Here is a 20,666-nt window from a genome sequence, read left to right on the forward strand (position 1 = left end):
TTCGTCACCCGAGCGGCCCCAGTTCGTGCGTGCCTGACCGGTGTGGACGATCCGTGTGGACGTTGCACGCCGCAAGCGCTTTGGCGCTGGGCAGGGTTCTTCGACTCGGCCGTGTCGGTGAACCGATCGTGAACCGGCTCACCGCTCGGGTCAGCCCATGATCAGTTCGATCACGGGCACGAGGACGTTCGGGCGTCGCGTCGGCAGGTGCAGCACCAACGATCCCGGCGGGCCCGCGTCGCGCAGGTGCGGCAGGTGGCCCTCGTCGTCCACGACGCTCGACGCGACCTCCGCGCCGTCGTGCAGGAACGACGCGAAGCGGACGCGATCGCCCAGTCCCGGCAGCACCAGAATGCCCGCCTGCCAGCCGAAGACGTGGACGAAGAGCCGGTTTCCCGACCGGGTGAGCCTGGTGTCGCGCGGGGTCGTCAGCCCGGCGGCGGGGCCCGCGCCGTGGATCGCGTCGCTGTGCAGCGCTGTCCACTCGCCTACTTCGGCCAGCAGCTCACGAGCACGCGGCTCGAAGGCGCCACGGCCGTCGGGGCCGACGTTGAGCAACAGGTTGCCGCCCTTGGACACGGCGTCGACGAGGATCCTGACGACCTGGCCCGCGTCGAGCCACTCCTGGAAGCCAGGCGCATACCCCCAGGAGCCGTTGAGCGTGCGGCAGGCCTCCCACGGGACACCGGGGCCGTTGTCCGGCGACGCCTCTTCCGCGGTGGCGAAGTCCTCGCTGCCGGGCAGCCCGAGCCGGTCGTTGAGCAGGGTGTGCGGGCTCAGCGAGCGGACCAGTTCGACCAGTTCGGGAGCCCGCCAGTCCGACGCGCCCTTGCCGACCCGCACCCGGTGGTCGTCGTCGTAGGTGAAGTCGAACCAGAGCAGGTCGGGCTGGTGGACGGTGATCAGCTCACGCACCTGTCCGTGCAGGTACTCCACGTAGCGGTCCATGTCCCGGCCCGCGTCGAGGGTATCCCGCTGGTCCCATTGGGGATGCCAGCCGTCGATGGTGAAGTCGGGGTGGTGCCAGTCGAGCAGGGAGTGGTAGAAGCCGACGCGCAGACCTTCGGCGCGGAAGGCCGCGACGAACTCCGCGACGACGTCCCGCCCGAAGGGCGTCCTGGTGGACTTGTAGTCGGTCAGGGCCGAGTCCCAGAGGCAGAACCCGTCGTGGTGCTTCGTGGTCAGCACCGCGTACTTCATCCCGGCCGCCTTCGCGTCGCGAGCCCACTGCGCTGGGTCGAAGCGGTCAGCGCGGAAGTGGTCGAAGTACCGCTGGTAGTCGGCGTCGCTCAGCTTCTCGCGCTGCTTGACCCATTCGTGCCGTGCTGCCAACGAGTACAGGCCCCAGTGCACGAACAGCCCGAACCGGGCTTCGGTGAACCACGCGGTCATCGGCTGTCTCCTCGACGAAGGCGCACCGTCAGCACTTGGAAGGGACGCAACGAGACGTCGAAGCCCTCCGAGGCGTGCAGCGGTCGTTCGAGCAGATCGACGATGTCCATCGAGGCCACGGGGAATTCGGGGCGAACCGTCGCGAAGGCCCTGCCGCCCAACGACTCGTAGAGCCGCACGATGACGTCTCCTGACCGGTCGTCGGCCAGCTTGACCGCCTCGACCACGATCGCGGGACTGTCCACGGTGACCAGTGGCACGGGTGGTCGTGCCGTCGAGCCGGCCACGCGCAGCGGCAGGTTGAGCGCGTAGCCCTCGGCGACCGCGTCGGCGATGGAAGCAGCGGGCAGCAGCGAGTACGTGAACCGGTGCATCCCCTGGTCGGCGTGCGGATCGGGGCTGTGCGGCGCCCGCACGAGGCTGAGCCGCACCGTGGTGACGCCACCGTTTCGCGTGATGTCGTGACCATAGGTGGAGTCGTTGAGCACGGCCACGCCGTAGCCGGGCTCGGCGACGTGCACCCAGCGGTGGGCGTAGACCTCGAATCGGGCCGCGTCCCAGCTGGTGTTGGTGTGGGTCGGCCGGTGGACGTGACCGAACTGGATCTCGGCAGAGGACCGGTCGGCGTGCACGTCGATCGGGAACGCCGCCTTGAGGATCTTCTCCGACTCGTGCCAGTCGACCACGGTCTCGACGTCGACGCGGCGGCTGCCCGCCCGCACTCGCACGGTCTGCGCGATCCGCGAGGCGCCGAAGGACCGCTCGACCCGGATCGCGCCGACGAGCGGGCCGCGCTCGATCACGCTGATCGAGTCCACCGCCGTCAGGTCGGCGTGCTTGCGGCGGTAGTGCGCGTCGATGTCCCAGGCGTCCCAGTGGTTGGGGAAGTCGGGATGCAGCTGCAGCACGTTGCCCGGCCGGGCGAGCACCTCGCGGCCGGTCACGAGGTCGCGCACGGAGGCGAACTGTCCGTTGTCGTCGAACTCGACGCGGACCAGTCCGTTGTCCAGAACGCGATCGGTGACCTGCACCTCGCCGGGCGGCGTGGATGTGCCGACGGACGCGACGCCCAACGCCGGAACCTCCACGAAGGCCGCCCCGTCCTCGGTCATCACCACCTCCGCCCGCGGACGTGGGCCCGCGTTGAAGACCAACGGCTCCGCCGAAGCGCTGTCAGTCAACGCGCCGATGGCGGTGGCGATGATGTCCTCGAGTTCCGCCTTCACGCGCGCATACGTCGCCTCGGCTTCCTGGTGCACCCAGGCGATCGAGCTGCCGGGCAGGATGTCGTGGAACTGGTGCAGCAGCACGGTCTTCCACAACCGGTCCAGGTCGTCGTAGGGGTAGTCGGATCCACAGTGGACTGCCGCGGTCGACGCCCACAGCTCGGCCTCCCGCAGGAGGTGTTCGCTGCGGCGGTTGCCCGCCTTGGTGCGGGACTGGGTGGTGTAGGTGGCGCGGTGCAGTTCCAGGTACAGCTCACCGGACCACACCGGTGCGTCCGGGTACTCGGCCTGCGCGGCGCGGAAGAACTCGGACGGCGGCTCGATCACGACCTTCGGCGAGCCCTCCAGATCGCGCAGTCTGCGGGCCCGCTCCAGCATCTCCCTGGTCGGGCCGCCACCGCCGTCGCCGTGGCCGAACGGGACCAGCGACCGGGTTGCCCTGCCTTTCTCGGCGAAGTTGCGCACCGCGTGCGCCAGCTCCTCGCCCGAGAGCGTCGCGTTGTAGGTGTCCACCGGCGGGAAGTGCGTGAAGACCCGGGTCCCGTCGATGCCTTCCCACCAGAACGTGTGGTGCGGCAGCTTGTTCGTCTGGTTCCACGACAGCTTCTGGGTCAGGAACCACCGCATGCCGGCCAATGCGGCCAGCTGAGGGAACGCCGCGGTGTAGCCGAACGAGTCCGGCAGCCAGACGCCGTCGCAGTCCACTCCGAACTCGTCGAGGAAGAACCTCTTGCCGTGCACCAGTTGCCGTGCGAGCGCTTCGCCACCGGGAAGGTTCGCGTCGGACTCGACCCACATGCCGCCGACCGGGATCCACTGTCCTGTCTTGATGGTGTCGCGGATCCGCTCGAAGATCGCCGGGTGGTGCTGTTTGACCCACGCGTACTGCTGGGCCTGCGAGCAGGCGAAGACGAACTCCGGGTACTCGGCGGCCAGCGCCGTGACGTTGGCGAAGGTTCTGGAGGTCTTGCGGATCGTCTCCCTGATCGGCCACAGCCACGCGCTGTCGATGTGGGCGTGGCCCACCGCGGAGAGCGTGTGCGCGCTCGCGTGTGCCGGCCGGGTCAGCACGTCCGTCAGCTCGGCACGTGCGGCCGCTGCCGTTCCGGACACGTCGTGGAGGTCGAGTGCGTCCAGTGCCCGCTCCACCGCCCGCAGGACCTCGTGCCTGCGGGGGTCGGTGAGCGCGAGCTCGGCCATCAGCTCGCTGAGCACCTCGAGGTCGATGGTCAGCTGCCAGACCTCCTCGTCGAGCACGGCGAGGTCGGCGCGCGCCAGCCGGTACAGCGGCTCGTCGCCCGCGGTCGCCTTGTCCCCCAAGGGGGTGGGGGAGAACCCGCCCGCGAGGATGTCGGGGTTGGCCGCGGCCTCGACCAGGAACGCGACCTGCTCGCCGCCCGCGCACGGATTCGCGATCGGCACGTGGTGGTTGCGCGGCGCGATGCCCTTCACCGGCCGTCCGTCGAGGTCGTGGACGAGCGCCTCGGCCTGGTTGCCCGGCCAGTCCCCGACGAAGCCGAGGTCGATGACCGCCTCCACGCGCCGGCCCGCCCACTCGGGAGGCACCGTTCCCCGGACGCGGAACCAGCTGGTCGACCACGGTGCGCCCCAACGCCTGCCGACCTCGAACGGCTCGTAGTCGGCGACGAGCGCCTCGGCCACCGGAACCGGTTCGTCCGGCACACGCCAGACCTCGACCTGCAACGGCGCCGACGCGGCGTACTTCACCGGCCGGATCCGCTGGTTCAGCGTCCGTTCGAGTCGTTCCTCCACCAGCTTGCGGTCGTCGTGCACGACATCTCCCTGATGTTCGGTCAGGCTCGGAGGTAGGCGAGGTCCGGTATCTGGCTCTGGTAGCCGTCGAGCAGACGGCGCGCGACGTTGACCGAGTCGACGAGAGGATGCAGCGCCAGTGCTTTCAGCGCCGTGGCACGGGATCCGCCGACAGCGGCCTCGATCACCGCGCGGTCCACCGCCTTCACTCCGCAGACCAGTCCGCGGGCGTGCTCGGGCAGCTGGTCGATCACGACCGGGCGAGCGCCTGCCGAGTCGACGACGCAAGGCACCTCGACGACCGCGTCCGCGTCGAGGATGTTCAGCGTGGAACGGTTGCGGACGTTGAGGATCAGCGTCGTCCGCTCGTCGTGGGCGATCGCCCGCATGAGCGCGAGCGCGACCTTCTCGTAGCCGCCGGACTCGAGATCGCTCTCGTCACGGCTGCCGATGCCCGCCATCGCCCGGCTTTCCGCGCCGTAGGTGGTTTCCCGCTCCAGCCGGGCGGACTCCCAGATGGACAGTGCCGATCCGGGGTCGCGCCGCACCGCGTCGTAGAAGCGGTCCTGCTGGCCGGCCAGCACCGCGCCACGCGTCTTGTCCGCGTTCCGGGCGACGGCGACCGCTTCCCGCGTGAAGTAGTAGTACTGCAGGTACTCGTTCGGGATCGCGCCGATGGTGCGCAGCCAGTCCGCCCCGAACATCTTGCCCTCCTCGAAGGAGGTCAGCGCGTCGGTGTCGGCCAGCAGCCGGGGGAGGTGGTTCTGGCCGTCGACGTGGATGCCGCGCAGCCATCCGAGGTGGTTCAGTCCCGCGTAGTCGAACCAGGCCCGCGCCGGGTCGAGCCCGAGGGCGTGCGCGACGCGGCGCCCGAGCCCCACTGGCGAGTCGCAGATGCCGATGACCCTGTCGCCGAGGTGGCGGGACATCGCCTCGGTCACGATTCCGGCGGGGTTGGTGAAGTTGATGACCCACGCCTGCGGCGCGAGTGCGGCGATGCGCTGGGCGATCCGCAGCGCGACCGGCACGGTGCGCAGGCCGTAGGCGACACCACCCGCGCCCACGGTCTCCTGCCCGAGCACACCCTCGTCCAGCGCGACCTTCTCGTCGATCATCCGGCCCGGAAGGCCGCCGACCCGGATCGCCGAGAAGACGAAGTCGGCACCCGTGAGCGCCTCGTCGAGGTCGGTCGTGGTGGCGATCAGGGGAGGGTCGGCCACCCCCTGCTCCTGCTGGGTGAGCACGTGCCCGATCGCGGCGAGCCGGCCGGCGTCGAGGTCGTGCAGCACGAGCTCGGTGATCCGGCCTTCCCCGCGATCGGACAGCAATGCCTGATGCACCAACGGCACGCGGAACCCGCCGCCGCCGAGAATCGTGAGCCTCAAACCTCGATCACCTCGACCTCCGCCTCCCGCAGCGCCCCGGCGGTCACCGGATCCGCGGGCGCGTTGGTGATCACCACGTCGATGTCCTGCGGCCCGCACACCTTCGCGATGCCGGTGCCGGGGAACTTGCCGACGTCGGCCAGCAGCACCACCTGGTCGGCCGCCGCGATCATGGCCCGTTTCAACGGCACCTCGACCGCGGTCGTGTCCATGACCTGGCCGGTCGGCCGCACACCGCTGGTGCCGAGGAAGAGGCGGTCGGCGTGGACCTGGCGCAGGTTGTCCTCGGTCAGGAAGCCGACGAGCGAGTGATAGCTGCGCCGCAGCACGCCGCCCAGGAGCACGATCTGGACCTCCTGGTCGTCCTTCAGTTCCTCGTAGACCATCAGGTTGCTCGTGATCACGGTGAGGGAGCGGCCGTGCAGCTTGCGGGCGAGGCGGTGCGCGGTGGTGCCGATGTCCAGTAGAACGGCCTCGCCGTCCTTGATCAGCTCCGCGGCCCGTTCGGCGACGGCGTCCTTCGCCTCGACCCTGACCATCGCGACCTCGGCGAACGGGTCGTCGAGGTCCTCGGCGGCCACAGCCCCGCCGTGCACTCTGGTGAGCCGGCCCTGGCGGTCGAGCTCGACCAGGTCACGCCGGACGGTCGCCTGGCTGACGCCGAGGCGCTCGGCAAGGACCTGCACGCCGGCCGGGCCTTCGGAACGGAGCGTGCGCAAGATCAACTCATGGCGTCGCTGGGGAAGCACGAGCCCACAGTAACGCAAACTCGCTCACGGCGTGCGCGATTTTGAACTGATCTTGCGCAGGTATTGCCAAATCTGCTCAACGAGCGCACGATTTTGCACACTTTGGCGGAACCGGCCCTGGAACAGGGAGGACTGGCGCGTGGCAGAGCAGCCCATCGAAGAGCCGGAGTTCGACGTGTTCCTCTCCGGTCTGCTCTTCTACGACGTCGTCTTCGCCGGCCTGGACCAGCCGCCGGCTCCCGGCACCGAGGTGTGGACCCGCGGCTTCGGCTCTGGTCCCGGTGGCATCGCGAACTTCGCCGTGACGCTGAGCCGGTTCGGCCTGCGCACCTCGCTGGCGGCGGCCTTCGGTGGCGACTTCCACGGTGACCGGTGCCGGCAGACGCTGGAGGAGTCGGAAGGTGTCGACCTCTCGCGGTCGAGGCGGTTCCCCGGCTGGCCGATGCCGGTGACCGCGTCGCTCGCCTACAACGGCGACCGCGCGCTCGTCACCCACGGCGCCCCGCCGCCGATCAGCGCCGACGAGATGATCGGCGATCCGCCGCGCAGCCGCGCCGCGATCGTCCACATCGGACCGGAGCCCGCCAGATGGCTCGAGAAGTCGCTCGCCGGGGGCAGTCTCGTCTTCGCCGACGTCGGCTGGGACCCGTCGCAGGAGTGGGCGCCCGCGGTGCTGGGCCAGGTCTCGCTGTGCCACGCGTTCATGCCCAACGCCGACGAAGCCATGAGCTACACCCGCACCAACCGCCCACAGGACGCGTTGTCGCGGCTCGGTGACCTCGTGCCGCTCGCCGTCATCACCCTCGGCAGCAACGGTGCCATCGCGGTGGACGCCACCACCGGCGACAGCGCCTCGGTTTCAGGACTCGACCTGGACGTCGTCGACACCACGGGAGCGGGCGACGTGTTCGGCGCGAGCCTCGTCACCGCCACCCTGGCCGGATGGCCGCTGGTGCAACGACTCCGGTTCGCCAACCTCGCCGCGGCGCTGTCGGTGGGGCGGATCGGCGGCGCCCCCGCGGCGCCCGGCTGGGCTGGTGTCGCACGCTGGTGGCACTCCGTCCGAACTGGACGCGAGCACCACGACCTGCGGCGCGACTACGCCTTCCTCGACAGCGTCATCCCTCACGAACCCTTTGAAGGGTAGGAGCACCATGGAACTGTCTCGGCGACGAATGTTACGGCTCGGCATGTTCGGCGTGGCGGGCATGGCGATGGGCGGCACGACCGCCTGCTCGACCTCGGCGTCCGGCGGATCGGGCGGCGACAAGGCCATGGACCTGTGGTACTGGGCGGACGGGCTCAGCAAGAAGGTCGTCGACGAGGCGGTAACCCGATTCACCGAGGTGGAGCTGCGGCCGCAGCAGATCGGCGGCAACTTCAAGGAGAAGCTGGTCACCACGATGTCCAGCGGCGGCACGTTCATCCCCGACATCACCGGCATCAAGGGTGAGGACTTCGCCTCCTTCACCCCGCAGGCGGACCGGTTCCACAACCTGCTCGAACTGGGCGCGGACAAACTCGCGGACCAGTACCTGCCCTGGAAGTGGAAGAAGGGCATGACCAAGGACGGCAAGCTGATCGGGTTCCCGATCGACATCGGCCCGACGGCGAACTTCTACCGCAGGGACGTCTTCGCGAAGGCCGGGCTGCCGTCCGAGCCGGACAAGGTGGCCGCGCAGATGTCCACTTGGGACGATTACTTCGCCGCCGGGGTCGAGCTCAAGAAGGCCGTGCCGAACACGTTCATCGTCTCGGAGGCCTGGGCGGTCTACAACGTGGCGGTCGGGCAGGCAGGTGCCCGCTACGTCGACGAGAACGAGCGGTTCATCGGCGATCAGGACCACATCCGCAAAGCGTGGGACCTGGCGGTCCGCGCGACCCAGCTCGGCATCAACGCCAAGACGAAGGCAGGCACGCCGGACTGGAACGCCGGCCTGGCGGGCGGCACGCTGGCCAGCCTCACCGGCGCATCCTGGGTCGCCGTGGACATCCAGTCGGCCGCGAAGGACACCACCGGCAAGTGGGGTGTCGCCGCCGGGCCCGGCGGGACGGCCAACATCGGCGGCTCGTTCCTCGCCATCCCGAAGGAGTGCCAGAAGCCCGACGTGGCATTCAAGATCATCAGCTGGATCCTGAGCCCCGAGAACCAGGCGAGGGGGTTCACCGACTCCGCGCTGTTCCCCTCGACACCCGCGACGTACACGATGCCCGCGCTGACCTCGCCGTCGGAATTCCTCGGCGGGCAGATCCCGACCCAGGTCCTGGGCCCGGCCGCGCAGAAGATCCCCGTCCAGTACGAGAGCCCCAACGACCAGGCGGTCTCGGCCCCCTTCGCCATCGAACTGGGCAACATCGAGGCGAGCGGCAAGGACCCGAACACGGCGTGGGCGGACGCCGTCGCCGAGGCCAAGCGGGTCGGACAACGTCTCGGGGTGAAGTGACTTGGCCGCATCGGTGGCCGAAGCGCACCGGACCACTCCGGTGAAGGCGGCCGCACCCCGGACGCGGCGGGGCCGGCGGTCGTACTGGCCTCAGTACCTCGCGATCTCGCCGTTCTTCGTGATCTTCGGCGTGTTCGGGTTGTTCCCCGTGCTGTTCTCGCTGTACCTGGCCTTCCACCGGTGGAACGGCCTCGGCGAGATGGAGTTCGTCGGACTCGACCAGTTCCGGTTCCTGGTGGAGGACAGCACGTTCTGGCTGGCGCTGCGCAACACCTTCGCCATCTGGTTCATGTCGACCGTGCCGACGCTGTGCCTCGCGCTGGTGATCGCGGCGATGCTGAACTCCGCCGTGCGGTTCACCTCGGTCTACCGGATCGCCTACTTCGTCCCGAACATCACGTCGCTGGTCGCCGTGGCGATCTTCTTCGGCGCGGTGTTCAGCACGAACTTCGGTCTGGTCAACGCCTTCCTCCAGGCGGTGGGCCTGCCCGCGGCCGAGTGGCTCACCGATCCGCTCGGGATGAAGATCGCGGTCGCGTCCGTGATGACGTGGCAGTGGACCGGCTACAACGCGATCATCTACCTCGCGGGCATGCAGGCGATCCCCTCCGACCTCTACGAGGCGGCGAAGGTCGACGGCGCGGGCCCGGTGCAGACGTTCTTCCGCATCACCGTGCCGATGCTGCGCCCGATCATCCTGTTCACCGTCATCGTGTCGACCGTGAACGGGTTGCAGAGCTTCACCGAGTCGCAGGTCCTGTTCGGCAGCAACACGACGCTGAACCCGAACACGGGCGGACCGGGGCAGGGCGCGCTGACCATGGTCCTCTACTTCTACCACCAGGCGTTCGACAACAGGGACTTCGGCTACGGCGCCGCCATCGCGTGGGCGGTCTTCCTGGTGATCGTCCTGTTCGCGGTGATCAACTGGCGGCTGGTCCAACGCCGCGCGAGCGAGTGAGGACACCGCATGCGGACCACTTTTCTGCGCAGGCTCCCCCTCCACCTGATCCTGCTCGTGGGCGTCGTCTTCTCGATCTTCCCGTTCTACTGGATGGTCGTCATGGCGACCAACACGACCAGCGACATCTACCGGTACCCGCCGAAGCTGACCTTCGGCTCCGAGCTGGCGACGAACATCGTCCACGTCTTCGAGAAGATCCCGTTCTTCGCGGCGATGGCCAACACCGCCGTGGTCGCGGTCGCCACCACGGCCCTGGTGCTGTTCTTCGACTCGCTCGCGGCGTTCTCCTTCGCGAAGTTCGACTTCCCCGGCAGACGAGTCCTCTTCGGACTGCTGCTCGGGATGTTCATGCTGCCCGCCCAGCTCGCCCTCATCCCGCAGTTCGTCATCATGGTGAAGCTCGGGTGGGCGGGACAGCTGCAGGCGCTGATCGTCCCGGCCGCGGCCAACGCGTTCGGCATCTTCTGGATGCGCCAGTACATCTCCCGCGCGGTACCCGACGAGCTGCTCGACGCCGCCCGGCTCGACGGCTGCGGATTCCTCCGGCAGTACTGGCACGTCGCGCTGCCCGCGATCCGGCCGGGTCTCGCGTTCCTCGGCATCTACACGTTCATCGCGGCCTGGAACGACTACGTCTGGCCCCTCATCGTGCTGGTCGACCCGGACCGGTTGACGTTGCAGGTGGCGTTGTCGCAGTTGAACAGGTCGTACGGCCAGGACTACAGCATGATCATGGCCGGCGCGCTGCTCGCCGTGGTGCCGCTGGTGGTCGTGTTCCTGCTGTTCGCCCGTGGGTTCATCGCCGATGCGGTCAAGGGTGCGATCCGCGGCTGACCCGTGATCGCCCGGTACGTCGGCGCCGTGTCCGGATTCTCGGGCCCTGAGCCGTCACGTCCTTCGCCCGCGAAGCCGGCTGATGAGGGCGAACACCGCCGTGGCGAGCACCAGGAACGACGGCACCAGCAGCAGAGCCTCCGGGACAACGGGTGTCGCCGACCAGCCGGCGTTGCGGGACGCGCCGTCGATGGTGGCACGAACGACGGTCAGGTAGGTCAGATGCAGGCCGACGGAGGTCCACAGTGAACCGGTGGTGATCCGCGCTGCCAGCAGCGCCACACCGAAGATCGGGTAGAGGATCGCGTACGCGACGGGATCCTCACCCGCCGGTGCGAAACCGGGCAGCGGGACCGCCTCGCCCAGCAGCGTGCCCACTCCCCAGTGCACAACGGACGACCCGGCCCCGGCAAAGGTGAACAGCAGGACCGTGACGACGACCGCCACCCATCGGCGGCATCCCCGGCTGAGTGCGTCGTAGACGTAGCCGCGGAAGACCAGCTCCTCCGGGAACGCCTCCAAGGTGACCGCGATCAGTGCGTTCACGACGAGGAACTCCAGCAGTCGTGGCAGATCGAGCTGTCCCCAGGTAAGCCAGCCCGCCCACGTGCAGGCGCCGAGCACGGCGGCCGCCGAGCCGCCGGTGATCACGACGCCGAGCGTGAACGTCCGCAAGGCCGTCACACCGCGGGCGAGCCCGAGACCGGACAGCGGCAGGCGGTCCACCCGCAGCCGGAGCCACAGGATCAACGACACCGCAAGTGCGAAGCAAAGCACCGCGGTCAGGGCTCGCGGGAGGTAGCTCGGCGCCGTTCCGCCGCGCACCGCCTGTCCCACCGCGCCTGCGATTCCGAGTGCCACCGCCATCACGCAGGTGCCCGCCACCGCTCGCCCGACGGCCCCTGGCCAGGTGACTCGTGCACCCGGCTGGCTCATGACCATGTTTCCCTCGCCCCCCAAGATTTATTTCACTCAACCGTATCAAAAAGAGAGGGTACTCGATCATGTGGAAACGTGTCGCCAAGTCGTCGACGGCGTGGCCGACCGCGTCACAGGCCCCAACTCCGGGACACGAAGGCGAACCTGTGGCTGCGTGCGAGCGGCTACGTGTACTTCGGCGCGCTGACCTTGTGGTCGCAGACCTCGATCAGCCCCGTGAGGTGCAACCAAGGCGGCGCGGACGTCGCCGCCTCAGCCTTGAAACGTTCAATTTCTGTCCCGGCGTTGTCCTCAATTGACAAGACAGGTCAGGTTCATACACGAATTGAAACGTGTCATTGACAGCCCGTGAGAGCGCGCACAACGATCGGAGATCCCTGCATCGGTTCCCTGCCGAGCCAGGCCATCCCTGGACACGCCGGCTCGGTGTGTCCCCTGCATCGGGGAGGCAGTTGTGAAGATCAAACGCGCGATCGTGGTGGGAGTCGTCGTCAGCGCCGCGCTGGCGGCACCGGCCGCGCGAGCGCAGCCATCGGACGCCGAGTCCTATTTGGACCGGAGCACCGGGGCGATGGTGGTCAACGTGACCACGAAAGCAGAAGCGCAGCGGGTACGCGCCGCCGGCGGCACGGCGAAGATCGTCAGGCACAGCGGTGCCACGCTGCGAGCCGCGACCGACGAGCTGCGCCGCTCGGCCACCATCCCGGGCACGGCGTGGGGTGTGGACCCGGTCACCAACCAGGTGCGCGTCACGGCCGACAGCACCGTGACGGGCGCGAAACTCGACCAGCTGCGAGCCGCCGTCGCCGCGCTCGGGGACAAGGCGCGGCTCGAGTCGGAGCCCGGCGTCATGCGGCCGTTCATCGCGGGCGGCAATGCCATCTACAACGGTCCGTGGCGTTGTTCGCTCGGGTTCAACGTGGCGTCGGCCGACGGCACCGCCTACGCGCTCACGGCCGGTCACTGCACCAACACCGGGCCGGACTGGACAGGATCGGACGGCCGGTTTCTCGGCTGGCGCGCGGGAAGTTCGTTCCCCGGCAACGACTACGGGATCATCCGTTACGCCGACGGCTGGGACCGGCCGGGCGGCGTGTACCTGTACGACGGGACCGTGCGGGACATCAACGCCGCGGCCGATCCGTACGTGGGCCAGGCCGTGGAACGCAGTGGCAGCACCACCGGCAGGCACGGCGGTGTGGTGACCGGCCTGAACGTGACCGTGAACTACCAGGAAGGTTCGGTGTACGGCATGATCGCGACCACGGTCTGCGCCGAGCCCGGTGACAGCGGTGGCTCGTTGTTCGCGGGCAACACCGCGCTGGGCCTCACTTCCGGCGGCAGCGGCGACTGCAGGACCGGCGGCCAGACGTTCTTCCAGCCCGTCGTCGAGGCGATGTACAACTACGGCGTCTGGGTCTACTAGTAGACCGTCGCCTCTAACCTTTGGTATGGGCCGGTCGTCCGCGTGTCGCGCGGCGTGTCGGCGATGTGATCGTGAGTTGGCTGTAGGTGGCGTGATCAGCAAACGTTTGCCTCGGCTCGCAACTACAACCAACTCAAGATCGCGGACCACACAACTAAGCCGCGACGCTCCACTAGCACGACGAGAGAGCCGCCGGATCACCGGCGGCTCTCTCGCCTCACCTCACAGCGGGCGGTGGGTCTTCACAGCTCGACCAGCGGCGCGGGCCTCCCCAGGTGGAATCCCTGCGCCTGGTCGCACCCGAGCGTCCGCAGGATCTCCAGCTGTTCCACCTCCTCCACTCCCTCGGCGATCACGGTCAGGTCGACGGCGTGGGCCATGGCGATGATGCTCGTGACGATCGCTTCCGCCTCGTCCGAACGGCCCAGCCCCGCCGTGAAGGAGCGGTCGATCTTGAGCGTGTCCAGCGGCAGGGTGAGCAGCTGGGCGAGGGAGGAGTAGCCGGTGCCGAAGTCGTCGATCGCGAGCCGTACGCCCAGGTCGCGTAACGCCGCGAGGGTGCGGGCGGCCTGCGCCGGGTCGCGGGTGAGGGCGCTTTCGGTGATCTCGAGGCACAGCGAGCTGGGGTCCAGCCCCGCCTTGTGGGTGGCGTGCCGGATCGTGGACGTGAGCCACGGGTCGTCCAGCTGGCGAGCGGAGAGGTTCACGTACAGCTGGAGGCCGGGCGCTCCCACGGCGATCTCGCGGGTTGCGGTGTGCAACATGTGGGCGCCGATGATGTTGATCAGGTCGCTCTCCTCGGCGAGCGGGATGAACTCGCAGGGGGAGATGAGTCCGTAGCACGGGTGCGTCCAGCGCAGCAGCCCCTCGACGGCCGTGCGCCGGTCCGTGCGGAGATCGACGATCGGCTGGTAGGCGAGCCAGAGCTCGTCACCCAGCGGTGCCATGCGCAGGTCCTGCTCCAGCTGCAGGCGGCGCTGGATGCTTTCGCGCAGTTCGACGTCGAAGAACGCGATGCGGCCCCGGCCCCTGGTCTTCGCCTGGTACATCGCGAGGTCGGCGTCGCGGAGCAGGTCGGAACCGTTGCGGGAGTCGCCGGGTTCCGCGATCACGATGCCAATGCTCGCGTCGACGTGCAGCTGCCGTCCCTCCACCGAGATCGGCCGGTTGAGCTCGGCGCGGATGTGGTTCGCGAGGGCGGTCGCCTCGTCCGGGCCGGTCACGCCGAAAGCGATGACGGCGAACTCATCGCCGCCGAGCCTGCCCACGACGTCGCCGCGGCGAGAACTTCGGCTCAGCCTCGTGCCGACGACCCGCAGCACCTCGTCACCGGTGCTGTGGCCGAGGGAGTCGTTGATGACCTTGAACTTGTCGAGGTCGATGAACAGCGCGGCGGTCAGCCCCGACCGGTGTGCCCGCGCGGCAGGACTGAGCCGGTCGATGGTCACCGCGCGGTTGCACAGACCGGTCAACGCGTCGTGCGTCGCATCGTGCTCCAGCCTGCTGTCGATCATGCGGCGTTCGGTGATATCGGTGAAGGAAACGACCGTCGCTGACGGCAGAACTCCGTCCTGGGTGAGTGCGCGGGCGCTCAGAGACAACCAGACGTGCGTGCCGTCCGGCCGTCGTGCGCGGAGGATCCGCCCGTGCTGCGCTCCGCCGGTCGTCCGGGTGATGGCCGAGGGGAAGAGCTCGGGCGGGATCGGCTGGCCGGCCTCGTCGTGCAGCTCGGTCAACGACGCCGCTTTGCCGATCACCTCCTGCGCGCGGATGCCGAGGATTCGCTCGGCCGCGGGGTTCACGGACTCGATGAGTCCCGTGGCGCCGACGACGAGCACACCCTCCCCGATGGCGGCGACCACCGCCGTGAAGTGGTGCTCGGCGCGCCTGCGGGCGGTCTCGTCCGCGCAGATCAGCACGTACCCCCTGTCCATCCGGGCGACCGACACCCGCACCGCCAGCGTGTCGCCGTCGGATCTGCGGTGCACCGCGTGGACCACACCTCCGGCCTCCAGCACCTCCGCCGGGTCCAGCGGCGCACCGATCACCTGGCCGATGGGCTGTCCGATCGCGTCGGCCGCGCGCAGGCCGTAGACGTTCTCCGCGCTGGGGTTCCAGCTCGTCACGACGCCGTCGGACGTGGTGGCGATGAGCGCGTCGCTGACGTGCTCGGCGAGCGCGGCCTGGTAGCGCAACGCGGCCGCGGCCGCCTTCTGCTCGGTGACGTCCCGCATGATCACCTGGAACGCCGGCCGGCCCTCCCATGTCGTGCGCACCGAGACCGACTCGATGTCGGTGGTGCCGCCGTCGAACCGGACCAGAACGGCGTCTGCCGGTTCGCTCGTCGCGCCCGGCTCGATCAGCTTCGCGATCCGCCGCAGCATTTCCGGCTGTGAGTCGGGGTGGACGAAGTCGGTGATCGGCCGCCCGAGGATGTCGGCGTCGGACCGCGCCCGCACGAACCGGACCGCCGCCGGGTTCGCGTACACGAGCCGGCCCGCTTCGTGTACCACGATCGCGTCGGGGGAGAGGTCCACCAGGAGCCGGTAGCGGTCGGCGAGATCCGCCAGTTCCCGTTGCTGGGCGTGCCGCCGGGTCACGTCGGCGACGACACCGACCAGGGCCCGTGCGGAACCGTGGGTGGAGACACGGGCGCGGAACTGGAGCCAGCGCGGGCCGGTCTTGGACTCGAGGGGCTGCTCCAGCTCGAAGTCCTGCCACGCCGGCGCCGCCTTCGCGGCCACGGCGAGCGGTGCGACCAGCTCGGCCAGTCTTGCGCGCACGGTCTGGGTGTCCGCGCCGGGAACACCGATCACCACGTCGAGGCCCGGCATCCACCCGAACTCCTCCGCGACGAGGTCCAGCCACCACACGACGGCGGTGCCGACCGAGAGCGAGAGCTCGACCAGCAGCTCGTGGTCGAACCCGGCATCACCGATCAGGCCGCTCACGTCTTGGCTCCCAGATCCGACGTCGTCCCGGATGCGCGGTGGCGTGACCATCGTGAAGTCCTACTACACACTTGACCAGAGGCGCATCCGTCTGGCGTAAACACGGTGTGCCGTTATATCCGGTCGTCTGCTCGGCCGGACTGTCAGGGTTCGCTATCAACGTCCATTGTGGACAAATGAATTCCTCCGTGCGAGGTCGTCGCCGCAGTTACCCTGGAAGTGAGGTGTCGACCCTCGGTGTGGGGGGAGCTGGATATGGTCGCGCGAGGTGTGGGTATCTGCGGAATCGGCGTGGTCAGCGCATACGGGTGGAGCCGTCGGTCGCTCTGGGAGGGACTGACGAGCGGGAAGCCTGCCGCTGCCGTCATTCCTGAACTGGGCCGTTTCCCCGGCGACACGGTCTGGGCGGCGCGGGTCGGGGAGGGCGGTGATCCGGCCGACGGACCGAGCAGGTTCGCGCGGGCGATGCGCGCCGCCGCGAGAGAGGCCATCGAGGACGCGGGTGCACGAGGCTGGAGTCCCGGCCGGCGGGTAGGCCTGTTGCACGCGGTCGTGCTGGGCGAGGTGGACCTGTGGCGCGACTTCTACGCCACACGCGGTGGCAAGCTGCCGGTGCGCGACTACCTGGCGTTGATGCCGTCCACACCCATGTCGACGTTCATGCAGGAATACGGTTTCCACGGCCCGGCCATGAACGTCTCGGCGATGTGCGCGTCGGGCAACGCCGGCCTGATCACCGCGAAAGCATGGCTGGACGCGGGAATCGTCGACGACGTCGTGTTCGTCGCGACGGATCTTTCGCTCACTCCGGAGAACGTTTCCCACTTCGTCCGGCTCGGGGTGGCGATCGTGGACGCCGAGCCGCTCGATGCGTGCCGTCCGTTCCAGCAGGGCAGCAGGGGTTTCGTGATGGGCGAGGCGTCGGTGGCGTTCGTCCTTTCGCGCCGTGCGACTCGTCCGTACGCGCTCACGCTCGGTGGTGCGATGTCGCACGACGCGTACCACGTGACGTCGATCGATCCACGGCTCGACCAGGTCATCGCGTGCTTCACCGACGCGTTGGACAACGCGTCGGTGAGCGCGGCCGACGTGCGCTACCTCAACGCGCACGGGCCCGGTACCGCGCAGTGCGACGCCGCCGAGGCGGCCGTGCTGGAACAGCTGTTCGCCCCGGAAACCGAGATCTACTCGGTGAAACCGCTGACGGGCCACTGCCAGGGCGCGGCGTCGTCGATCGAGGTCGCGGTGACCGCGATGGCGTACGACAGCGGGGTGATTTCGGCGCCACGGGTGGTCGCACCAGGACACCCGCGACTGCTGGACGGGCTCACACCGCTCAGCGCCGGTCTCACGGTCAAGTCGTCACTCGGCATGGGCGGCCACAACTCCGCGGTCGTGCTGGCGCCGCCCGCGTGATGGCTCCCGATCTGGCTCGGTCGGCCAGATCGGGCCACCTGTCACCGCGGCACGGTCGTCAGCGCGCCTGTGGCTGCGACTGCGCGGCGATCTTGGCGAGGGTGAGGACCTCGCCGCGAAGGCCCCAGCCGCCGTCGACCACCTCGTCGACGAGGACCATCGTGTTGTCCCGCACGGCCTCGCCGAACGTGGCGGCGTAGAGGTCGGTGACCTTGCCGATCAGCGTTTCCTTCTGCTCGGAGGTGAGCGTTCCGGCGGGGACCTTCAGGTTGGCGAACGGCATTGCTGCTCCTCTGTTGTCGGTGACCTCAACCCTGACGGAGCAGTCCGGGGGCATCCAGGGGTTGTGGCCCCCTCGCTGGCGGCGACGGGCTCGGCGAGACTGACGGGGTGAACCTCGCCGAACTGGGTCTGTTCCTGCAGTCGCGCCGCGCCCGCATCACGCCCGCGGAGGTCGGGCTGGTCGCCGGGCCACGGCGGCGGGTGCCGGGCCTGCGCAGGCACGAGGTCGCGCACCTGGCCGGTGCCTCCGTCGACTACTACATCGAGCTGGAACGCGGCCGCGGCGCCCAGCCGTCGGAGCAGATGCTGGCCGCGCTGGCCAGGGCGCTGCGACTCGACGCAGACGAACGGGAGCACCTGTTCCACCTGGCCGGCAGGTACGCGCACAACGTCGCCGCACACGTCTCACCGGCCATGCTGGCGTTGCTCGACAGGCTCGGTGGCACACCGGCGCGCATCATCACCGACCTGCACGAGACCCTGGCGCAGAACCGGCTCTGCACCGCGCTGCTGGGCTCGCCGAGTCCGGGAAGCTTTCTGCCGCGGTGGTTCGAGGAGCCGGACACCCGCGCGATCTATCCGGTGGAAGACCACCCGCACCACTCGAAGGTGCTCGTGTCCGACCTCCGCGCGGCCGTGGCGAGGCGCGGCCACGACGAGTCGTCCACCAAGATGATCAGACGACTGCGCGAGGCCAGCGAGGAGTTCGCGGCCTTGTGGGACACCGGCGACGTGGCGGTGCGGCGCGGCGAGCACAAGCGCATCGTCCACCCGGATCTGGGCGTCGTGGACGTCCACTGCCAGAACCTGTTCAGCGAGGACGGACGACAGCGGCTGCAGTTCTTCACACCACCGCCGGGAAGTCCGGCGGTGGCGCAACTGGAACTGCTCGGGGTGATCGGCGTGCAGGAACTCGTGGAGTAACGAGCGAACCGGAACCAGGGCCTGTTGCCGCTGGACCGGCAACGAGCGTGGGCCGATGCGCCTCACGGCGACGACACCTGGCAGGGCTGTCAGTGGCAGGTCCTTGATCCCGAATCGGTGAACGGGGTGGTGGGATCGGCCACGAACGCCCAGTCGTAGCCGGTGGGGCGCATGGTCAGCTTCATGACGCCGAAGATGTTGCTCTTGTGCGCCTGGCTGTTGGGCTCGATGGTGCCGAAACCGGTGAAGAACGATCCGGCGGTGCCCACGATGATCTCCTGGATGCCGTTCGCGTTGTCCAGCGCGCCGGATGGGTTCTGCGGCGCGAACCGTTCGTAGCTGTGCGAGTGCCCGGTCAGCAGAAGGTCGACACCTGCCGCGTACATCGTGTCGATCAACGGCGCGGTGTCCGGGAAGGCGAAGCTGTTCGAGCTCCAGCGCGGTCTGTGGAACATCGCCGCGGTGCACAGCTTCGGGTTCGCCGCCAGGTCGGCCGCGAGCCACTGCTGCTGGGGTGAGCCGACAGCGCAGCCGGTGCCGCCGCTGATGCGGGTGCACTCGGAGTTGAGCACGACGACGTGCCACTCGCCGATGTTGAAGCTGTACCAGCCGTTGCAGTTCTTCGTGCAACCCGGTTGCAGCGGTGTGGCGGCGTTGCCGAAGTACGTGAAGTACCCGCTTGCGCCGCTCGTGCCGTACTCGTGGTTGCCGATGACCGGGCGCGTGATCGTCTTCAGACGTCCCCACGACGGGTCGTAGCTGGCGTTGAAGTTCGCCAGCGATCCGCTGTTGTACTGCTCGTCGCCGAGCATGAACACCGCTGTCGGCGCGATGCCCAGCGCGATGTCGGAGACGGCCTTCATGCGGCACGCGGTCGCGGTTCCGTTGCCCCCGTTGAAGTTCGGGTCGTCGGGTGCGCAGGCGGCGTCACCGGCTGCGACGACGACCGGCGAGCCCGGTGGTGGCGGAGGCGGCGCCGCCTCGAACACGATCTCCGGCTTGTTCGTGCCCTCCCGACTGTCGAACGTCCGTGACGAGGTGCTGGCCGTGGTCAGCGCGAACGAGTACAGGCCGTTGGCGGTGACCTTGGACGTGACGTCGTAGGAGACCCACGTGCCCGCGGTCAGCGCCCCGGACGAGCCGAGCTGGGCGCCGATGGGCGGCGCGTTGTTGTATGTGACACCGGTTTCGGACCAGGTGGTGTCGGCGACCGCGGACAGCAGCACCGGCGTGGAACCGGAAGTCTGGCTGAACACCCGCAGTGTCGCCTTGGCGGGCGGTGCGGTGAGACCGGTGACGTTGAACCTCAGGTAGGCGTTGGTCACGGGGGATCCGTCGACGCGCAACGTGGTCGACGTGCCGAAGTTCGTGCTCGGCTGATCGGCCTGCACGTAGGTGTCGGCAGGCCCAGCCGGAGGTGGTGGCGGCGGAGGTGTCCCCGCGTCCTCGAGCACCAGCTGGGGTTTGTTGGTTCCCTCGCGGCTGTCGAAGGTCCGCGATGAACTGCTGGCCGTGGTCAGCGCGAACGAGTACGACCCGTTCGCGGTGATTCTGGAGGTGACGTCGTAGGAGAGCCAGGTGCCCACGGTGACCGCGTTCGAGCCGAGGGAGGCACCGATCGCGGGTGCGTTGTTGTAGTTGATGCCCGTCTCGGTCCACGTGTTGTCGGTGACCGCTGACAGCGTGACCGCGGTGGAACTACCGGTCGCGTTGACCCACACCCGCACGGTCGCTTTGCTCGGCGCGGCGGTGAGACCGGCGACGTCGAAGCGCAGGTAGCCGTTCGTGACCGGTGATCCGTCGACACGAATACCTGTCGCTGTACCGAAGTTCACCGAAGGCTGGTCCGCCTGGACGTAGGAGTCGGCGACCGGTTGAAGCGTCGTGCTCGCGGCAGCCACGGGTGTCGCGAGCATCGCGAGCCCGAGGACCGGCACGGCCATCAGCGGAAGTCGTCTCAT

15 protein-coding genes are annotated in these 20,666 nt (G+C 68.9%); 7 read left to right on the forward strand and 8 right to left on the reverse strand.

Annotation, left to right across the window (positions count from 1 at the left end; all coding sequences use genetic code 11):
- Positions 1-150 precede the first annotated feature (150 nt).
- The 4 genes from JOD27_RS05010 to JOD27_RS05025 are packed head-to-tail and all read right to left on the reverse strand — an operon-like array spanning position 151 to position 6,525.
- On the reverse strand, positions 151-1,392 hold the full coding sequence (locus JOD27_RS05010) for an alpha-L-fucosidase (protein ID WP_204760860.1): 1,242 nt from the start codon (positions 1,390-1,392) through the stop codon (positions 151-153).
- Positions 1,389-4,412 (reverse strand): alpha-mannosidase, encoded by a 3,024-nt coding sequence (locus tag JOD27_RS05015; RefSeq protein ID WP_204760861.1) that lies wholly within the window; start codon positions 4,410-4,412, stop codon positions 1,389-1,391. Before JOD27_RS05015 ends, JOD27_RS05010 begins: the two co-directional genes overlap by 4 nt.
- 20 nt (positions 4,413-4,432) lie before the next feature.
- A complete protein-coding gene (locus JOD27_RS05020; protein WP_204760862.1) occupies positions 4,433-5,776 on the reverse strand; it encodes a 6-phospho-beta-glucosidase in 1,344 nt (447 codons plus the stop codon).
- Entirely contained in the window at positions 5,773-6,525 is a 753-nt protein-coding gene (locus JOD27_RS05025; RefSeq protein WP_204760863.1) for a DeoR/GlpR family DNA-binding transcription regulator, read from the reverse strand. Before JOD27_RS05025 ends, JOD27_RS05020 begins: the two co-directional genes overlap by 4 nt.
- Positions 6,526-6,664: 139 nt before the next feature.
- Between JOD27_RS05025 and JOD27_RS05030 the strand changes: the two genes are divergently transcribed.
- From JOD27_RS05030 to JOD27_RS05045, 4 genes are read left to right on the forward strand one after another with little or no spacing between them, the layout of a single operon-like run.
- Positions 6,665-7,672 (forward strand): carbohydrate kinase family protein, encoded by a 1,008-nt coding sequence (locus JOD27_RS05030; RefSeq protein ID WP_307829899.1) that lies wholly within the window; start codon positions 6,665-6,667, stop codon positions 7,670-7,672.
- Positions 7,673-7,715: 43 nt separating this feature from the next.
- Positions 7,716-8,969, forward strand: coding sequence for an ABC transporter substrate-binding protein (locus tag JOD27_RS05035; protein ID WP_204760864.1), 1,254 nt, complete (start codon positions 7,716-7,718; stop codon positions 8,967-8,969).
- A 1-nt stretch (position 8,970) separates the two neighbouring features.
- On the forward strand, positions 8,971-9,930 hold the full coding sequence (locus JOD27_RS05040) for a carbohydrate ABC transporter permease (protein WP_204760865.1): 960 nt from the start codon (positions 8,971-8,973) through the stop codon (positions 9,928-9,930).
- 9 nt (positions 9,931-9,939) lie between these two features.
- On the forward strand, positions 9,940-10,767 hold the full coding sequence (locus JOD27_RS05045; RefSeq protein WP_204760866.1) for a carbohydrate ABC transporter permease: 828 nt from the start codon (positions 9,940-9,942) through the stop codon (positions 10,765-10,767).
- Between the two features lie 54 nt (positions 10,768-10,821).
- Here the strand turns inward: JOD27_RS05045 and JOD27_RS05050 are convergent, their stop codons facing one another.
- Positions 10,822-11,703: a CPBP family intramembrane glutamic endopeptidase gene (locus tag JOD27_RS05050; protein ID WP_204760867.1), complete on the reverse strand. Its 882-nt coding sequence runs from the start codon at positions 11,701-11,703 to the stop codon at positions 10,822-10,824.
- A gap of 457 nt (positions 11,704-12,160) precedes the next feature.
- On the opposite strand from JOD27_RS05050, the gene JOD27_RS05055 reads away from it, so the two are divergent.
- The gene (locus tag JOD27_RS05055) at positions 12,161-13,132 is read left to right on the forward strand and encodes a S1 family peptidase (RefSeq protein WP_307829900.1); all 972 of its coding nucleotides are present in this window, start codon (positions 12,161-12,163) and stop codon (positions 13,130-13,132) included.
- A gap of 242 nt (positions 13,133-13,374) precedes the next feature.
- Here JOD27_RS05055 and JOD27_RS05060 read toward each other — a convergent pair whose 3' ends face one another.
- On the reverse strand, positions 13,375-16,134 hold the full coding sequence (locus JOD27_RS05060; RefSeq protein ID WP_204760868.1) for a sensor domain-containing protein: 2,760 nt from the start codon (positions 16,132-16,134) through the stop codon (positions 13,375-13,377).
- A 204-nt stretch (positions 16,135-16,338) separates the two neighbouring features.
- On the opposite strand from JOD27_RS05060, the gene JOD27_RS05065 reads away from it, so the two are divergent.
- The gene (locus tag JOD27_RS05065) at positions 16,339-17,499 is read left to right on the forward strand and encodes a beta-ketoacyl synthase N-terminal-like domain-containing protein (RefSeq protein ID WP_204760869.1); all 1,161 of its coding nucleotides are present in this window, start codon (positions 16,339-16,341) and stop codon (positions 17,497-17,499) included.
- Between the two features lie 58 nt (positions 17,500-17,557).
- Here JOD27_RS05065 and JOD27_RS05070 read toward each other — a convergent pair whose 3' ends face one another.
- Positions 17,558-17,782: a tautomerase family protein gene (locus tag JOD27_RS05070; protein ID WP_204760870.1), complete on the reverse strand. Its 225-nt coding sequence runs from the start codon at positions 17,780-17,782 to the stop codon at positions 17,558-17,560.
- A gap of 107 nt (positions 17,783-17,889) precedes the next feature.
- Here JOD27_RS05070 and JOD27_RS05075 point away from each other — a divergent pair, with 107 nt between their 5' ends.
- Positions 17,890-18,705, forward strand: a complete 816-nt coding sequence (locus tag JOD27_RS05075; RefSeq protein WP_204760871.1) for an MmyB family transcriptional regulator — start codon at positions 17,890-17,892, stop codon at positions 18,703-18,705.
- Positions 18,706-18,794: 89 nt separating this feature from the next.
- Here the strand turns inward: JOD27_RS05075 and JOD27_RS05080 are convergent, their stop codons facing one another.
- Positions 18,795-20,666, reverse strand: a complete 1,872-nt coding sequence (locus JOD27_RS05080; protein WP_204760872.1) for a CBM96 family carbohydrate-binding protein — start codon at positions 20,664-20,666, stop codon at positions 18,795-18,797.

It is taken from the genome of Lentzea nigeriaca (genome assembly GCF_016907955.1).
Taxonomy (GTDB): domain Bacteria; phylum Actinomycetota; class Actinomycetes; order Mycobacteriales; family Pseudonocardiaceae; genus Lentzea; species Lentzea nigeriaca.